Here is a 17,304-nt window from a genome sequence, read left to right as displayed (position 1 = left end):
ATTGGGATATAAAGCCGTCAGATCTTTCTTTAGGAGTTTTCATAAGATCAACTTTAGGCTGATGGCATCGATATGAACGCACTTTCTCAACCCGGCTCTACAAAATCTGAACAGCCAGCCGCGGAAACATCGACGGCGGATGCCGTTGTGTCAGCGTTGGCCGCAAACGGAGCGGAAATTGTCTTTGGCCTGCCGGGCCTTCAAAGCGACCCGCTTTTTGACGCGCTGTATCGTTCTAACACTGGTATTCGTGTCATTCATCCAAGGCACGAACAGACGTGCGGCTACATGGCTCTCGGCGCAACGATTTCGACCGGCAGACCATATGTGAGTTCAGTGGTTCCGGGACCTGGCGTGGCGAATTCATCGGCCGCGATGCTGACGGCTGAAGCTATGTGTGCGCCGGTATTGACGATTGGAAGCCAGATTCCCCACGCAGATATCGATAAGGGACATGGTCACCTCCACGAAATGCGCGACCAGATCGGTTTTGCAAGCCATGTCAACAAGTTCACGCGCCAGATCACCTCACCTAAAGAAGGCCCGAAGGCGGTGAACGATGCATTCGCGGCAATGCTGTCGGGGAAAGCCGGACCTGCGTACATAGAGTGCGCCTTCGATGTATGGGCCAAGCGCGCCGACTTTAAAATGGAGCCGGTTGCTGATCGAGTATCGCAGCAAATCGATCTGCGTCAGGTCCAGGCAGCTGCTGCCATCGCTCTCCGGTCCCGGCACCCGATGATCGTGGTCGGCGGCGGTGCTTTGGATGCCTCAGTCGAGGTAACCCGGTTGGCAGAGTTACTGGATGCCCCTGTCCTTTCTTATCGACGTGGACGCGGGGTCATCCCAACAAATCATCCATTAGCAATTAATATGCCTGTTGGCCATCGACTGTGGCCGAAGGTCGACGTCGTTATTGGCATTGGAACCCGGTTATTTGCCCAGGAAAAGCAGTGGGGTCTCGATGAAAATATCAAGGTGATCCGTATCGATACGGATCCGGCGGCCCCAGGCCGGTTCATGAAGCCTGCGGTTGCGATGGTGGGTGACGCGAAACACTATACCGCGGCGCTGGTAGCGGCGATTGAGAACGGGGGTATGGAAAAAGCGGACTGGTCGAGCGACCTGTTTGAGCACAGGGCCTGGTTCGACGATAAGTACAGCAGGCTCGAACCGCAAAAATCTTACCTCGAGGCTATTCGTAGAGCGCTTCCCGATGACGGCATATTCGTCGACGAGGTCACCCAAATGGGGTTCGCCAGCAGGCTTGCCTTCCCGGTGTACTCGCCAAGGACGTTCCTGTCTGCCGGGTTTCAAGACAATCTGGGGTGGGGTTACGGAACTGCTCTTGGGGCTCAGGCGGCAAATCCCGGTCGGCCGGTGCTATCAATCGCCGGGGACGGGGGTTCCTATATCAGGTAGGGGAGCTCGCGACCGCCGTTCATCACAAGTTGCCCGTCGTGGCGGTCGTGTTCGACAATTCGATGTTTGGCAACGTCAAGCGCATTCAACGCGACATGTTTGGCGGCCGGCATATCGCCTGCGATTTGACAAGTCCCGACTTCGTGCAACTGGCCGACTCGTTCGGCATGGCAGGATTTCTCGCTCAGTCTCCTGAAGAGCTGGAAACTCGGATCAAGGCCGCACTTTCGTCCGGCGATCCCGCGTTGATTCACGTTCCGTGCGGAGAGGTACCAAGCATCTGGGACATGATCCTGATGCCCCGGGTTCGAGGCTGAACCTTCTAGTTCTGCACGCGCGGTCGTCGAATAATGCCATTGTCATATCGGAAATGTCGATCGTCCTAAGTTCGGTGCGAATCAACGTGCGCCGAGAGTTCTCGCTTCCAGAGCTGCAAAGCGTCTCACGGCGTTACCGTTTCCTATTCCTATTGGAGTTGCTAAGATGTCACTTTTTCTAGCCCTCAACCCCTCTGCTCCCGACCCAGTCTTCCAGCTGACCGCAAAATATCGAGCGGATCCCCGGGCCCAGAAGCTCGATTTGGGAGTGGGAGTGTTCAAAGATGTGAACGGCAGAACCCCCGTTATGAAAGCCGTTCAGCAAGCCCAAGCGCTCCTCTTCGAAACCGAAGCCAGCAAGGCCTATGAAGGCCTAAGCGGCTATGCGCCGTTCAACGAAGAGTGCATCCGACTTGTGTTTGGAGACGATACAGACGCCCAGCGTTTCGCCGCTCTTCAAACTCCTGGTGGAGCTGCCGCGGTCAGACTACTGGCCGAGTTGACTAAGCTCGCAAGGCCTGATGCGACCGTCTGGATCAGCGAAGAGACATGGGCCCCACACTTCACAATCGTTTCAGCAGCAGGCCTCAAGTGGAAAACTTACCGACACTATGATCGTGAAAGGGGCTTGGCTGATTTCGAGAGCCTGACCAATGACTTGCAGGGCGCGAAATCGGGCGATGTGATTTTGCTCCACGGTTGCTGCCAGAATCCGACGGGCGCAGATTTGAGTGAACAAGAGTGGAATGAACTGGCGGACATTCTGCTGGAGCGCAACCTGATCCCATTCCTTGATATAGCCTACCAAGGATTTGGCGCAGGGCTCAAAGAGGATGCTCTCTCAGCAAGGATTCTTGCCCGCAAACTCCCCGAGCTCATGCTTGCCTATTCGTTCTCCAAGAATTTCGGCGTTTATCGCGACCGTGTTGGCTGCGCGGTTGTGATGAGCAAAGACGGACCGGCAGTGCGCCTCGCTGTCGAGAGCCTCGTGGTCGTGGCCCGAGGCTTGTATTCCATGCCGCCTCATCACGGCGCAGCGGTTGTTGCTGAGATTCTCAGGTCTGCTTCATTGAAAACTGTATGGGAAGAAGAGCTTGAAATAATGAGGATCCAAGTAAAGGAGACGCGACGCACATTTGCTGAAGAACTCCGGACCCGACTGGGAGACGAGCGTTTTGATTTCATGGAGGGCCAGAACGGTATGTTTTCGCTCTTGCCGGTATCGAGAGATGCTGTTGAGCTGCTGCAGGAGCGTCACGCAATCTATATGCCTGGGAACGGCAGAATCAACCTGGCAGGCATGTCAGGCCCGGCAACACGCCAGGTCGCAGATGCATTAGCCGACGTTATCCGGAAGTAAGGTGGTATGAGTTCCGGGGGTTCCTGCCCCGCACGCGGCGGCTAAGGTTATTGCGATCCTGCCTCATTCATTCACCTCTCGTAAAGGCCGGCAGAGTGTAGCTGGTAGGACCAGCAAACCCAGGCACAGCGGCGGAGCAGCCGACTCGCAAACGTGGCAATAACAGTAATAAGCTGGCGAAGCACTCGTCCGTCGACAAAGCTTGTTACAAAAGGATCCGCATCAACTCATTTTGGCTCGAGATCGACAGCTTTGTGTAGGCACGGCGTCTGAACGTCAGGACGGTGTTGACGCTTACGCTAAGGGTCAAGGCGATCGCTTCGGAACTCAGGCCAACAGCGATCAGTCCACATACCTCCCGTTCCCGTGTTGTTAGTTCCGGACAGTATATGCCAATCGAAAGTTTGTAACGCTCGACGGCTTCGATTCCGCTCCTTGGGCTAGGACGAACGAGGTCGTGCTTTATAAGGAGAGACGCCAGCACCTCGGCCCAAGGAACGATCTCGTTCATAGCGTCAGCAGAAAAGGGGCCTGCTCTTTCCGTCCTGTGAAAGCTTAGCTTAATTATCCCTCGTTCGTGCCACTTTAGAAGTGAAACACGGTGTTTAACACCTGTGGAAGTAAAGCAGTCGTGCCGGTAGCGCTCATCTGCGACCTGATCTTCCGACATGAAAATGAGGTAGACATTCTCGCGCTTGAATTTCTCAAAAGAAATAGATTTGTTGGGTCGTTACACCAGTGCGCTGCGACGTAAGGCCCACTTACCCGACGAACCGGGTTGTGCTCGTCCACCGAAGACATGCATACGACGACCGGCGGTTCGTCGGTCCGGAAGGAAAGGCCAGTGACATGGTCGCAGTCAAGAGCCTGCTTTGCGACCTGAGCGACGCGGGGTTCAAAAGTTGGGAGCCCACAGGCATCCACCAGCTTGGGAAGAAAGGCGTGGATCGATCTTGACGCGGCTCGCCCGTCGAACTCGGCCACTTCGATAGGAAAACAGGGGGCACTCCGGCCGGCTCGATACTGCAGCTCTTGATCCATCATCTCGATACTATAGCTCCAATTTTTTTCTGGCCTATCTCAATTATCGACGTTAGCGACTAGCGCGAAGAGTATTCACTTCCAAAATGACCCGTCTGTAACAAATCCCTTGTCAGGTTGGGGGATGTTCGGCGCCGTTTTCCAGTATGGTGTGTCGACGGGCTTAAAGCTTCCGGTGTGATGAATGGAAGGCCTTATGCGGTAGCACCACGTGCGCTCATTTTGCCCGCGTGATGCCGTGAAAGCCGTGCCGGACAACTGCTCGGCGTAGAGCCCATAGTTACACGTTTGGGGCGAATTCTGTCTCTGAGTTAGGGCATCAGGGAGGGCTTCTGTCTCAAAGTCGTTACCAAGGCCGGGCATATAGCCTTTAGCGACACCTGTTGCGTTACCGAGACCGGTCATGGTCTTCCGCGCCTCCTGCATGTCCAAAGGCGAGCCCCCAGATTCGTTGCCAACGCAACGAATAAACGTTGCAACAGCAACGATGTCAATGCTAAATCTCCAGTAAGGAATTCGTTGTGCTCGTCGGTATCTTTTTGTTTCACGTTTTCGGAGACGTCAGTGACATTTCATCTCAACGATTTCGTTCCCTACCGTCTCAATATAGCGGCTGCGCAGGTAAGCCGACGTTTTGCCGCGCTTTATAAAACAGAGGCCGGACTTTCGATACCGGAGTGGCGCGTGCTCGCACACCTAAACGGTTCAGGGGCCCTTAGTGTGCGTGATATTGTTGCCAAGGTGAATCTGGAGAAGTCCGTTGTGAGCCGTGCTGCAGATAGTCTTTCGCAAGCCAGCTATCTTGCGAAATCCCTTCATACTCAGGATCAGAGGCTCGTTGCGCTCGAACTGACTGAGCAGGGCAGGGATCTTATGCAGCGCCTCGGACGTATTGCGGAGGACTTCCAGACGGAGCTTCTGATCGAACTCGGCGTCGATGGAGACGCTTTCAGTCGAGCGCTGACCCGGCTTGTCGAGAGCAAGTAAGGAAAGCAGCCAACAACAGCTTCTCCTCCCTTCCACCTAAGCAAGAGTCAAGTCAGAAGCGATAGCTCAAACAAGCGCATGGGAAGTCTGCCTTGCCCGTATTTCAATGAGGTAAGAATGTCTTTGAGCCGACGTCAATTTGTGATCACAGGCGGAGGCGCGGCAGCAGTCAGCGCCGCGGGTGCAGCATATTTGTTTTCGCGGCCGTCACTCCTGCAAAGCCCGGGCGTTAGTCGAGCGGAGGCAGTCATTTCCTCTGATAAACTGCCTGATAAGGTCGATGTCGCTGTGATTGGCGGCGGTATCATGGGTGTTCTCTCAGCTATGATGCTGCAGGAAAAGGGCTACGACGTCGTGTTGCTCGAGAAGGGACAAATTGCCGCTGAGCAGACTTCACGGGCGTTCGGATGGATCTCCTCTTTGGGTGACGGTCCTGCGCGCCTTGGACTGTCAGCACCCAGTGGTGAATTTTGGCGGCGCATCAACGCCAAGCTTTCTATCGATACCACTTACCGCCAAAGCGGTCTCTTGTACGAGTGCAAGGACGATACTGCGGTCGCGCGATGGGAGCAGTGGGCAAGAGAGCATTCGGAATACGGCGGCACAGCGGTAAAAATTCTCAAGGGAGAAGCGCTGGCTCACTATTTGCCGGGCGGGGCAAGCCGCTCTTGGCACGCTGCGGTGATCCAGCCCCTCGATGGCAGTGTCGAGCCTTCAGCCGCCGTCCCGCGTATCGCCAATCTGCTCAGCAAGAATGGACTGAAAATAGTTCAACAATGTGCCGTCCGCGGGATAGAAACGTCAGCAGGGGCCGTCTCAGGTGTGGCCACTGAACGAGGTACCGTTAATTGCCAGGCGGCAGTCATAGCAGGCGGGGCTTGGACGCGATTATTCATGCAAAATCTCGGTGTTGATCTACCGCTGCTGCGCATCTACTCCTTCATGCTGAGAATTCCTGATTTTAACGGTAGTCCACTCGCCTCTGGAAGTGGCGCGGGGACGCCGTGGCGCAAGGAAGCAAGCGGCGGTTTCTCCATAGGAATTCCTAACGTGCTTGCTCCTTTATTGCCGGATAATTTTAGATTTGCCCGACAATTTGCGTCGGCCGTGGTGGCCAATTGGGGGCACGTGTCTCTGCAGCCAAACCGGGAATTATTCGACGACTTCATGATAAAAAAACATGGTCGAACGATGAGAAGACCGTGTTTGAAGAACATCGGATTCTGATGCCAACGCCAAGGCATGACCTTCCCTCTAAAGCGCTCGCATCTTTCAAAAAGGCATTTCCTGCCGCAAAGAATGTTGAAACTTTGGAGGAGTGGGGGGCGTGATTGACACAACGCCCGATTCAGCTCCGATCATCGAGAAGATCGAGAAAATCCCAGGCCTCGTGGTGGCTTCGGGTATGTCTGGCCATGGCCTGTCAATGGCCCCCGCAGCCGCCCAACTGGTGGCTGAGCTCGTATCGAATGAAACCACGAGGTTCGTCGATCCCAATCTGTATCTCGGATCTCGCTTCTAGCGCTCGATCCGTTTCTGGCGCATTGGCCCTCATCATGAATCGCTCGGAGAGCGCCCGAGTGCAAATCCCGGTCGCTCGATGACGTCAGTTGCTGCCCGGGCTTCCTTAAGTTGGGAAATGCCAGCTTATCCTGATGCAGATTATGGCCCTAAACTCCTCTTCCGGGCGATTGTGTCGAACATCGTCGGAGAAATCCACAACGGGATTCTTGTCGAACCCAGATCAACGCGGGTGGCCTTTGTGCAGAATAATGCCCTGATCTCGAACGCTGGCAAAGACCGCCTAATGTTTAGTCATTTGTGGCGTAACATATCGAGTTATTGGCGCACCAAGCAATTTAAGAACCCCGAAAATAAGATTAGCGTTTTCGGAAATTATCAAAAAATGAGGGGTTCCATGTCCAAAATCATAACTGCAGACCAGTCCTCCGTCCGGCTGGCAAAGAATTCGGTCGGTCTCGCTCACATTGTCTTCTTCGTGGTCGCCGCGGCGGCACCACTCACAGCGGTCGTTGGTGCTTCGCCAGCGGCCTTCGCCTTCGGCAATGGGGCAGGCGTTCCCGGCGCCTTCGTGCTGTCTGGGCTCCTCTATTTGGTCTTCTCTGTCGGGTTCACGGCAATGAGCAGATATGTCGGCGGGGCTGGCGCATTCTATACCTATATCGCACAGGGGATCGGAAAGCCGGCCGGAGTAGGTGGCGCGCTGATGGCGCTTGTTACTTACAGCGCGGTGCAGATCGCCATCTACGCTCTGTTCGGAGTGTTCATATCCGGGACACTCGCTCCACTCGGGGTGAGCCTGCCCTGGTGGGCTTACGCCTTCGCGGCCATTGTCATCGTTCATTTCTGCGGTCAGCGTAACATTGCTTTTTCCGGAGCCATTCTCGGCGTTTGCATGATCGCGGAGATTGCCATACTGCTTCTCCTCGACATCGGTATTCTGCTCGCCGGTGGCGGGCCGGAAGGCATCGGAGCTGCTTCCTTTGCGCCGTCGACCGTCTTTGCGCCCGGCCTCGGTGTTGCGCTCGTCTTCGTCATCGGCTCATTCATTGGCTTCGAAGCAACGGCGATCTTCGGCGAAGAAGCGGAAAATCCGGAAAAGACAATCCCGCGGGCGACCTATGTGGCGGTCCTGCTGATCACGTTGTTCTACGCCTTCTCGACGTGGGCAATCGTACAGTTCTACGGCCCTGCGAAGGTACAGGAAACGGCCGCGAACGGACTTGAAACGTTCTATTTCGTGGCGGCCGACGCGGTGCTTGGCTCTTGGTCTTCGCAAGTCATGAATATATTCTTGATCACCAGCCTGTTTGCCTGCGTTCTCTCCTTCCACAATACGCTCAACCGCTACTTTTTCGCCCTCGGCCGAGAAGGCTTGGCGCACAAAGCGCTTGGAAAGGTGCACGGGAAGCATGGTTCGCCCCATGTGGCTGGCCTGCTTCAAAGCGTAATTGCAACTGTAGTACTGGCGCTCTTCGTCTTCGGCGGTGCCGATCCTTACACGGTTGTCTTTTCCTGGATGTCGGCGCTCGCGGTCATCGGTATCCTGGCCGTACAGGTGCTCGTGTCGATTGCTGTCATCCTGTTCTTCCGAAAGAGAGCGACGGTGCACTCAGTCTGGACCACGACAATCGCACCAGGTCTCAGCCTGTTTGGACTTCTCGGGGCTTTGGCACTGGTGACAGCCAATCTGTCCCTGCTTTCCGGCAGCGAAAGCCTGATCGTGAAAGCCTTCCCCTACTTCATCGTCGGCATCGGGCTTCTTGGCGCAGCCTTTGCGATGCGCGTGAAGAAGATCAGTCCGGATGTCTATGCATCGCTTGGAAAGGCTTTCGAATGACCGCCTCAATTTCTCTCTATCCCTCGGACCGCCTGCTGGCGTTTCTGTTCGCCGTCATCGTGGTCGCGACCCTTGTAGTGGCTGCCGAGGCCCACGCCTTCTGCTCGACGTTTTGCATCCATGGTGACCGGATGATCGTGACAGACATTTGTTCCGGGCGCGGCTGACATCCTTCACGAGTGCTCGCCGCGAAAGGCGCGGCGCGTACACGATCAGAGATCAAGCATAGGAAAGGCAACCGTAATGGACGCCGTTATCGAACTCGAGACATATCCCCTCGATCCTCTTAGCCTCGAGGAAATCGCGGAAGCCGTCGCTATCCTCAAGGACGAAAAGTCGCTCGCAGATACAGTTCGCTTTGTCATGGTACGGCTGGAGGAGGTGACAAAGACCGAGATGGCAAATTTCCGGGCTGGTCAGTTGCTGTCCCGCCTGGCTTTTGTGCTTTCACTGGATATCGCTACGGGTGAAACCCATGAATCGATTGTCGATCTGGGTCGGAAGGCGGTGACCTCTCACACGCGGCTGCCGCTGGAGGAAGCGCCATATGGCCAGCCGCCCGTCATGCTCTGTGAGTTTGAGGCAGTGGAGGGCATCGTCAAATCCGATCCACGCTGGATCGCCGCGGTCAAGAAACGTGGGATCACCGACGAGGATATTCCACTCGTTCAGATTGATCCCTTTTCCTCAGGCTATTTCGGTCGCGATTTCGAAAAGGGCGCCCGCATTGTGCGTGCTGTTTCCTATTGGCGCGAGGATATCCGCGACAATGGTTACGCCCACCCGGTCGAGGGTGTAGTGGCGGTGGTCGATCTCGTGAAGAATGAGGTCGTCGATCTCGTCGATGACGAGAAAATCGTTCCCGTACCAAAGAAGAAACGCAATTACGGGCAGGAAGCCTTCCCGGATATCCGCAAGGATGTGAAACCGCTCGATATCGTTCAGCCGGAAGGACCGAGCTTTTCGGTCGACGGCTGGAAGGTCGAATGGCAAAACTGGAGCTTTCGGGTCGGTTTCACCCCGCGCGAAGGTCTGGTGTTGCATGAGCTTGGAATCAGGGATGGCGGCAAGCTCCGTCCGGTGATCTTCCGCGCCTCCGTGACCGAGATGGTGGTGCCTTATGCTGACCCGACCGCGAACCACTACTGGAAGAGCGCCTTCGACGCCGGGGAATATGGTCTCGGTCGTCTCGCAAACTGCCTCGAGCTTGGCTGTGACTGCCTTGGCCATATCCATTATTTCGATGTGCCCTCGGCTGATGATTTCGGTCAGCCGACCGTCATGAAAAATGCCATCTGTATGCACGAGGAGGATTTCGGCGTCCTGTGGAAGCATTATGAATTCCGCAACGGCATCTTTGAAATGCGGCGTTCACGGCGGCTGGTGATCTCCTTCTTCACCACCGTAGGCAATTATGACTATGGCTTCTATTGGTACCTCTACCAGGATGGCACGATCCAGCTCGAAGCAAAGCTTACAGGTATCATCCAGACGGCCGCCATCGCTTCCGGCGAAACCTATCGTTGGGGCGGCATGGTGGACGACAATCTCGGCGGGCCTACCCACCAGCATTTCTTCAATGCCCGCCTGCATATGGATATTGACGGCGGCCCCAACACGGTCACCGAGCATGAGTTCCTGCCGCGGCCCTGGGGTGAAGACAACCCATACGGCAACGCCTTCGACACGATGACAAAGGTGCTGAAGCGCGAACTCGATAGTCCGGCAATCGCCAACGGCGAGACCGGCCGTTACTGGAAGGTGCAGAATCCCAATGTCAAGAACTCGGTCGGCAAAGCGCCGGGCTACAAGATGGTGGTTATGCCCTCGCCACTGATGCTGGCGCAGGAGGATTCGACGATCGCGAGGCGTGGTGGTTTCGCCAAGAAGCACATCTGGGTGACCGCCTTCGATCCGGCCGAAAAATATGCGAGCGGCGACTATCCCAATGTCCATGCCGGCGGCGACGGTCTGCCGAAATACGTGCAGCAGAACCGCAATATCGACAATGCCGATCTCGTCCTGTGGCATTCCTTTGGCCATACCCACGTCTGCAAACCGGAGGATTTCCCGATCATGCCAGTTGAATATGCGGGCTTTACACTGAAGCCGAACGGCTTCTTCGCCGGCAATATCGCCATGGACCTACCTGCTCGGAAGAATGAGCAGAGCAGGGACAATCGGGAGGCGTCGGCGGCCGGAGACCAAGCAGGAGCCTCGTGCTGCCACTCATGACGTAGCCTTGCACCGCCGCGCCGGTCCAGGAACTCGTTCGGGCCTCCGCGGCTGCATCCGACCGCGTGCGTGAGTGGGTGGGTGGCCCGCACGCCCCTCCGCGACCTGAATGAAAAGGATAGGAGGACCACATGACGACAATGATACCCGGCGAATGGATGTCTGTAGCGTTGCCTGTTTCATTCGACAGGTGGGAGATCGACGATTTCACAGCCGATCTGCGCGGCATTTGCGGCGGGTTCGCCGTCGAACCTTCAAAAGACCATAGGGACTGTATTGAGGGCGGGCTGACCAATCTTCGTCTCGGTGGCTATGATACGGCTATCGTGGCACTTGACGCCGATTGCGTCACCCGCACGCAACGGCAGATTCGTCGCGATCCCGGCGAATATCTGTTTCTCCTGGTTCAGCAACAGGGTCAGTGCGTCATCGATCAGGGAGAGAGGGCCACCTTGCTGGCACCCGGCGATATGTATCTCGTCGATTCCACCCGCCCATCGCGGTTCGTCTACAGCGGAGCTAGGTCGGTGCAGATTTCCGTGCACTTGCCAAGGGACGAGGCCCTTGCCCGTTTCGGGCAGAGCTGTTTTGGCGGAGTGGGTGTCGATCGCGACGATCCGCTGGCTTTTGCGTTGAAAGCGACCGTCTGCAAGCTATTGACCACGGACCGGCAGGTCGCAGCGTTGCTTGCTGAGGCGCTGATGAATCTGCTGGGCGCCTATCTCCGTTGCGCAGATAGTCATGTTGCCGATGGCGAGCGCCAGCATGATCGGCTTCTTGAGGAAGCCTTCCTGCTGATCGATCGGCGGGCGCGGGATCCTGCTTTCGACCCGACAGAGTTGACGCGGATCCTCGGCGTCTCTCCGCGCACGCTACAACGCCGCTTCGAGGCGGTGAGGGAGACGGTGTCTGGCCGTATTCTCGATAAGAGGCTAGCGCTGGCGCGTTCCACTCTGATGGCCCGCAGCGCCGTAACCCATCCTCAGAAAATCGCTGTGATTGCCTTCGAATGCGGTTTCAACGACCTTTCTTCCTTCTACAGGGGGTTCCGCAGACGGTTCGGCGTCGCTCCCGGTCATCTTTCGAAGATCTCGGAAGCCTTTTCGACGGACGGCCTGTCGCCGAACGCCATGCCGGCTGACGCTGGATGCCAAGACTGATGACCCGATTTGCGTCAGATTTCTCCCGACGGCCGGGAGCGCCGATGGCAGGAAAACCGGTTCGAAGCATACTGTCGAAGTATTGAAATGCTTCGTCGCGGTCGGGCCGATGTTCCCCGCTGAAGAATTCACACAGGGAGGTAAGAGCTATGGAAGAATTCGATCTCGTCATCAACGGATCCGCGCACACGACCGTTGATCGTTTTATCGTGATTAATCCGGCAACTGGGGAGCCCATCGGCTCGGCACCCAACGCAACGCTTGCCGATCTCGACACGGCCGTAGCTTCAGCCAAGCGTGCCTTTGTCGATTGGGCGCAAAAATCTGATGCGGATCTGAAAGAGGCGACGCTGGCCGTCGCCGCCAAAATCGGCGAACATGCCGAAGAACTCGCCAGGCTCGTAACGCTGGAGCAGGGAAAGCCACTCAACGGGCTCGGTTCGCGCTGGGAACTCGGCGGCGCGCAAGCTTGGGCCGGCTATACTGCCGGGCTTTCGCTGCCGGTCAAGGTGCTGCAGAACGACAATGCCGGTCGCGTGGAACTGCACCGCAAACCGCTCGGCGTCGTCGGCTCGATCACGCCTTGGAACTTTCCGGTGATGATTGCTGTCTGGCATATGTTGCCGGCGATTCGAACAGGCAACACTGTTGTCGTCAAGCCTTCTCCCTTCACGCCACTGGCGACGCTGCGCCTGGTGCAGATCATCAACGAGATTCTACCGCCGGGTGTCGTCAATATCGTCACCGGCGATGATACGAAGGTCAACCTGGGCGCAGCGATGTCGGCCCATCCTGATATCCGCAAGATCGTCTTCACCGGCTCCTGCGCCACCGGCCAGAAGGTGATGCAATCAGCGGCGGCCACCATGAAGCGGCTGACGCTCGAACTTGGCGGCAACGATGCCGGCATTGTGCTCGCGGACGCAGATCCGAAGGCCATTGCCGAAGGGTTGTTCTGGGGTGGCTTCATCAACAATGGCCAGACCTGCGCGGCGATGAAGCGGCTTTACGTGCATGATGATATTCACGACGCCGTCTGCCAAGCGCTCGTTGATTATGCGTCGAAAATTCCGGTCGGCGATGGACTGGCCGAGGGCTCCGTCCTCGGCCCGATCCAGAATCGGATGCAGTTCGACAAGGTGAAGCGGTTGGTCGAGGACGCCAAGACGCGCGGAAAGGTTCTGCTGGGTGGTGAGGCGGGCGAGGGGCTGTTCTTTCCGCCGACTATTGTCGCCGGACTGAAGAATGGCGATCCGCTTGTTGACGAGGAACAGTTCGGTCCCGTACTCCCCGTCATCCGCTACAGCGACATCGAGGAGGCGATAGCCTCAGCAAATGACAGCCCGAACGGGCTTGGGGGCTCGATCTGGTCCTCCGATATTGAGGCTGCCCGTAAGCTGGCACTTCGGATGCAGTGCGGGTCTGTCTGGATCAACAAACATGGCGCGATCCAGCCCAACGCGCCCTTCGGTGGTGTGAAATCGTCCGGCCTCGGCGTCGAGTTCGGCGAAGAGGGGCTCGCCGAATACACCGACATTCAGACGGTCTTCTCCTGATAGCCACTCGTGGGCGGGCACGTTCGGCACTCGAGTAGACCGAGCGGGTATCGGCATGCATAGAAGATAACCACCGAGCCCAGCAGCCATGCGACGTTGTTGGTCGAAGATCACGATCCCTGTGCGCCGTCGATGGCCTGTGGCGCGTCTCCGCCGCGAAGCACGCATCTTGCTGGCGACGCTGACGGATTTTGAAGGACTGCCCGTTCGCCAGCGCGGCAAATCGTAAAATGTCAGCCGCCTCGTTTGGCCATGGCCTCTTCAACGGCGAGCAACCCCGAGGAAAGAGCGAGCAACCCATCCTGCCCCACCAGATCGAGCAACTCTGCCGAATAATCGCGCGCCAGCCGGGTCAGGTCCCGGTACGCCTTTACGCCAGCGACCGTCAGCTCCAGATGCTCTACACGGCGGTCGTCCTCATCCTGAGCCCGCTTGAGCCAGCGGCGCTCTTCCAGCGCAAAGACAGCACGGCTGACCTTGGTTTTGTGCATGGTCGAATGGACCCCGACCTCTTTGGCCGTCATTCGGCCGGAGCTTCCTAAGGCGGCCAATGTGCGCCATTCCGGCCGTGTCAGTCCGTACTTCGCCTTGTAGGCGGCGGCGAAGCGCAGTGCGATGAATTCGGCCGCGCGATTGAGGCGGAACGGTAGGAACTGTTCGAGATCGAAATCGCCGATGATGGGCCGCACGCTTTTGGCTTCCTTGATAGTTACAAAATAGACAGTTACGTATGTAACAATATGTAGAGAAGGATCAAGCCATGTTGGAAAAAACGGACGGCCGCCATCGATGCGCTGGCCAATAGCACGCAATATATGCCTGGCTTCGGTAACGACTTCGAGACAGAGTCCCTTCCCGGCGCCTTGCCGCAGGGCCAGAACAGCCCGCAGAAATGCAACTACGGCCTCTATGCCGAACAGCTATCCGGCTCGCCGTTCACCGCGCCACGCGGCACCAACGAGCGTTCCTGGCTCTACCGCATCCGCCCGAGCGTGCGCCACACACGCCGCTTTTCCAATGCCAGCTATCCCCTCTGGAAATCGGCGCCGTGCCTCGACGATCATTCACTGGCGCTCGGCCCGTTGCGCTGGGACCCGATCGCGGAACCGACGGAAACGCTCAATTTCCTCTCTGGCGTCCGCACGATGACGACCGCCGGCGATGTCATGACCCAGGTCGGCATGGCCGCCCATGTCTATATCTTCAACGACGACATGATCGACGACTATTTTTTCGATGCCGATGGCGAACTGCTGGTGGTGCCGCAGCTCGGCACCATTCGCGTCTTCACCGAAATGGGCATCATCGACGTCGAACCGTCTGAAATCTGCCTGATCCCGCGTGGCATGATGTTCAAGGTCACGCGTCTCGGCGAAGGCTCGACATGGCGGGGTTACATCTGCGAAAACTATGGCGCCAAGTTCACCCTGCCGGATCGCGGCCCGATCGGCGCCAACTGCCTCGCCAATCCGCGCGACTTCAAGACCCCGGTTGCGGCTTACGAGGACAAGGAAACACCGTGCCGGGTGCATGTAAAGTGGTGCGGCAAGTTCTATGTCACCGAGATCGGCCACTCGCCGCTCGATGTCGTCGCTTGGCACGGCAACTACGCCCCGTTCAAATATGATCTCAGGACATTTTCGCCGGTCGGTGCCATCCTGTTCGATCATCCGGATCCGTCGATCTTCACGGTGTTGACGGCGCCGACGGAAGAGGCAGGCACCGCCAACGTCGATTTCGTCATTTTCCCACCGCGCTGGCTGGTGGCCGAGCATACTTTCCGCCCGCCCTGGTACCACCGCAATATCATGAGCGAGTTCATGGGCCTGATCCATGGTCAATACGACGCCAAGGAGGAAGGTTTCGTACCCGGCGGCATGAGCCTGCACAATATGATGCTGCCGCACGGGCCGGACGCGTCCGGCTTCGAGAAAGCCTCCAGCACAGAACTCAAGCCGGTGAAACTCGATCATACCATGGCCTTCATGTTCGAGACCCGCTATCCGCAGCAACTGACCCGCTACGCCGCAGAGCTCGAGACGTTGCAAGACGATTATCTCGAATGCTGGGACGAGCTCGAACGCAAGTTCGACGGCACGCCCGGCATCAAGTGACATCCGCTCCGCGATAGCGGCAGACCCAACCGATTATTCAAGGATGGAACTCAAAGATATGAAACTTGCAACCCTCAAGGACTCCACCCGCGATGGCCGTCTGGTCGTCGTTACCAGAGATCTGACCCGCTGCTCCGAAGTCGGGCATATCGCCCGCACGCTGCAAGCGGCGCTGGACGATTGGGAACATGTGGCACCGCGCCTCGCCGCTGTTGCAGAGGGTCTGGAAACCGGCGCCCAGCCCTCCCTTCGCTTCCACGAACACGAAGCCGCCTCTCCCTTGCCGCGCGCCTATCAGTGGGCGGACGGTTCGGCCTATGTCAATCACGTCGAGTTGGTGCGCAAGGCCCGCAATGCCGAGATGCCGGCAACCTTCTGGACCGAGCCGTTGATGTATCAGGGCGGCTCGGACTCGTTCCTTAGCCCCCGCGATCCGATCGTCATGGCCGACGAGACCTATGGTATCGATATGGAAGCCGAGATCGCCGTCATCGTTGATGACGTGCCGATGGCAGCGACAATCCAACAGGCGCGGGCAGCCATCCGCCTGATCATGCTCGTCAACGACGTCTCGCTGCGTGGACTGATCCCGGCGGAACTCGCCAAGGGTTTCGGTTTCTTTCAGTCCAAGCCGTCCTCGGCCTTCTCGCCGATTGCCGTCACACCGAACGAGCTTGGCGAAGCCTGGGACGGTGGCAAGCTGCACCTGCCGCTGTGCGTCGATCTCAACGGCAACCCCTTCGGTCGCGCCAATGCCGGCATCGATATGACCTTTGATTTCGGCGAGCTCGTTGCCCATGCAGCCAAAACCCGGCCGCTCTCCGCCGGCACCATCATTGGCTCGGGTACCGTCTCCAACAAGCTCCACGGCGGTCCCGGGAAGCCGGTTTCGCAAGGTGGCGTCGGCTATTCCTGCATTGCCGAAATCCGCACCATCGAAACCATCGAGAAAGGTGCGCCGACCACGCCGTTCATGCAGTTCGGCGATACCGTCCGCATCGAAATGAAGAACAAGGCGGGCCATTCGATCTTCGGGGCGATCGAGCAGACCATCACGAAATATGAACCCTGCTGAGGCAACGCCGATGACCGATGCGATTCTGTTCGACTATTGGCGCTCGTCGGCCAGCTACCGGGTGCGGATCGCACTCAACATGCTGGCAATCCCCACGATCCCGTGCCCGTCGATCTGCTGAGCGGAGAACACAAGCAGAAGGATCACCTTGCCCGCAATCCGCAAGGGCTAGTTCCCGCTCTGTCAATCGACGGCCATATGCTGACGCAGTCGCTCGCTATCATCGAATATCTCGCCGAGACCCGGCCAGACAGTACCCTTCTACCCGTCGATCCGCTTGGCCGCCATCGCGTCCGGGCGCTGTCCTATGCGATCGCCATGGACATCCACCCGACCTGCAATCTCGGCGTCGTCGCTCACGTGATGCAGCAATCGAGCCATCCGGATGCGGCGCGCGCAGCCTGGATGCGCAAGTTCATCGGCGAAGGCTTGACTGCCTTCGAACGCCTGCTCGACCATCCGGCAACCGGCGATTTCTGCCATGGCGACCAGCCAAGCATGGCCGATCTCTGCCTCGTACCGCAGATCTACAATGCCCGCCGCTGGAATGTCGATCTCTCCGCCTCTCCACGCACACTGGAAATTGCCGACAGAGCGGCCGCATTGAAACCCTTTGCAAATGCACGGCCGATTTCGCCGACAAAAACGACGTGACCAATCTGAAGCCCAGTCCGCT

Annotated in this window: 14 protein-coding genes and 2 pseudogenes; 14 read left to right on the top strand and 2 right to left on the bottom strand. The window is 57.5% G+C overall.

Annotated elements, in window-relative coordinates; all coding sequences use genetic code 11:
* Positions 1-72 precede the first annotated feature (72 nt).
* The 3 genes from P6U16_RS24805 (at position 73) to P6U16_RS24795 (ending at position 3,099) form a co-directional block, all read left to right on the top strand.
* Positions 73-1,422, top strand: a complete 1,350-nt coding sequence (locus P6U16_RS24805) for a thiamine pyrophosphate-binding protein (protein ID WP_277704120.1) — start codon at positions 73-75, stop codon at positions 1,420-1,422.
* A gap of 38 nt (positions 1,423-1,460) precedes the next feature.
* A complete protein-coding gene (locus P6U16_RS24800) occupies positions 1,461-1,739 on the top strand; it encodes a thiamine pyrophosphate-dependent enzyme (RefSeq protein WP_277704119.1) in 279 nt (92 codons plus the stop codon).
* A gap of 166 nt (positions 1,740-1,905) precedes the next feature.
* Entirely contained in the window at positions 1,906-3,099 is a 1,194-nt protein-coding gene (locus P6U16_RS24795) for an aromatic amino acid transaminase (RefSeq protein WP_277704118.1), read from the top strand.
* A gap of 1,164 nt (positions 3,100-4,263) precedes the next feature.
* On the opposite strand, the pseudogene P6U16_RS24790 reads toward P6U16_RS24795, so the two are convergent.
* Positions 4,264-4,566, bottom strand: a pseudogene (locus P6U16_RS24790) (homogentisate 1,2-dioxygenase); the annotation flags it as partial.
* Between the two features lie 138 nt (positions 4,567-4,704).
* Between P6U16_RS24790 and P6U16_RS24785 the strand changes: the two are divergent.
* From P6U16_RS24785 to P6U16_RS24750, 8 genes are all read left to right on the top strand, one after another.
* Entirely contained in the window at positions 4,705-5,127 is a 423-nt protein-coding gene (locus P6U16_RS24785) for a MarR family winged helix-turn-helix transcriptional regulator (protein ID WP_277704117.1), read from the top strand.
* A gap of 117 nt (positions 5,128-5,244) precedes the next feature.
* Positions 5,245-6,354, top strand: coding sequence for an FAD-dependent oxidoreductase (locus P6U16_RS24780; RefSeq protein ID WP_277704116.1), 1,110 nt, complete (start codon positions 5,245-5,247; stop codon positions 6,352-6,354).
* A 100-nt stretch (positions 6,355-6,454) separates the two neighbouring features.
* Positions 6,455-6,649, top strand: coding sequence for an FAD-dependent oxidoreductase (locus tag P6U16_RS24775; RefSeq protein WP_277704115.1), 195 nt, complete (start codon positions 6,455-6,457; stop codon positions 6,647-6,649).
* A gap of 396 nt (positions 6,650-7,045) precedes the next feature.
* The gene (locus P6U16_RS24770) at positions 7,046-8,488 is read left to right on the top strand and encodes an APC family permease (RefSeq protein ID WP_277704114.1); all 1,443 of its coding nucleotides are present in this window, start codon (positions 7,046-7,048) and stop codon (positions 8,486-8,488) included.
* Positions 8,485-8,655, top strand: a complete 171-nt coding sequence (locus P6U16_RS24765) for a hypothetical protein (RefSeq protein ID WP_277704113.1) — start codon at positions 8,485-8,487, stop codon at positions 8,653-8,655. Before P6U16_RS24770 ends, P6U16_RS24765 begins: the two co-directional genes overlap by 4 nt.
* A gap of 76 nt (positions 8,656-8,731) precedes the next feature.
* Positions 8,732-10,723 carry a primary-amine oxidase gene (locus tag P6U16_RS24760; RefSeq protein ID WP_277704112.1) on the top strand — a complete coding sequence of 664 codons (1,992 nt, stop codon included), beginning with the start codon at positions 8,732-8,734 and terminating at the stop codon, positions 10,721-10,723.
* Between the two features lie 131 nt (positions 10,724-10,854).
* Entirely contained in the window at positions 10,855-11,883 is a 1,029-nt protein-coding gene (locus P6U16_RS24755; protein WP_277704111.1) for a helix-turn-helix domain-containing protein, read from the top strand.
* Positions 11,884-12,032: 149 nt separating this feature from the next.
* Positions 12,033-13,439: an aldehyde dehydrogenase family protein gene (locus P6U16_RS24750; RefSeq protein WP_277704110.1), complete on the top strand. Its 1,407-nt coding sequence runs from the start codon at positions 12,033-12,035 to the stop codon at positions 13,437-13,439.
* A 233-nt stretch (positions 13,440-13,672) separates the two neighbouring features.
* On the opposite strand, the gene P6U16_RS24745 is transcribed toward P6U16_RS24750, so the two are convergent.
* The gene (locus P6U16_RS24745) at positions 13,673-14,119 is read right to left on the bottom strand and encodes a MarR family transcriptional regulator (protein ID WP_277704818.1); all 447 of its coding nucleotides are present in this window, start codon (positions 14,117-14,119) and stop codon (positions 13,673-13,675) included.
* A 135-nt stretch (positions 14,120-14,254) separates the two neighbouring features.
* Here P6U16_RS24745 and hmgA point away from each other — a divergent pair, with 135 nt between their 5' ends.
* From hmgA to maiA, 3 genes and pseudogenes are all read left to right on the top strand, one after another.
* The gene (gene hmgA / locus P6U16_RS24740) at positions 14,255-15,553 is read left to right on the top strand and encodes a homogentisate 1,2-dioxygenase (protein ID WP_277704109.1); all 1,299 of its coding nucleotides are present in this window, start codon (positions 14,255-14,257) and stop codon (positions 15,551-15,553) included.
* A 58-nt stretch (positions 15,554-15,611) separates the two neighbouring features.
* The gene (locus P6U16_RS24735; RefSeq protein WP_277704108.1) at positions 15,612-16,628 is read left to right on the top strand and encodes a fumarylacetoacetate hydrolase family protein; all 1,017 of its coding nucleotides are present in this window, start codon (positions 15,612-15,614) and stop codon (positions 16,626-16,628) included.
* 10 nt (positions 16,629-16,638) lie between these two features.
* Positions 16,639-17,282: pseudogene (maiA, locus tag P6U16_RS24730) on the top strand (maleylacetoacetate isomerase).
* Positions 17,283-17,304: the final 22 nt, after the last annotated feature.

It is taken from the genome of Rhizobium sp. 32-5/1 (genome assembly GCF_029537235.1).
GTDB lineage: Bacteria > Pseudomonadota > Alphaproteobacteria > Rhizobiales > Rhizobiaceae > Pararhizobium.
The sequence above is the reverse complement of the archived record's forward strand: the minus strand, read 5'-3'. Positions and strand labels throughout refer to the sequence as shown.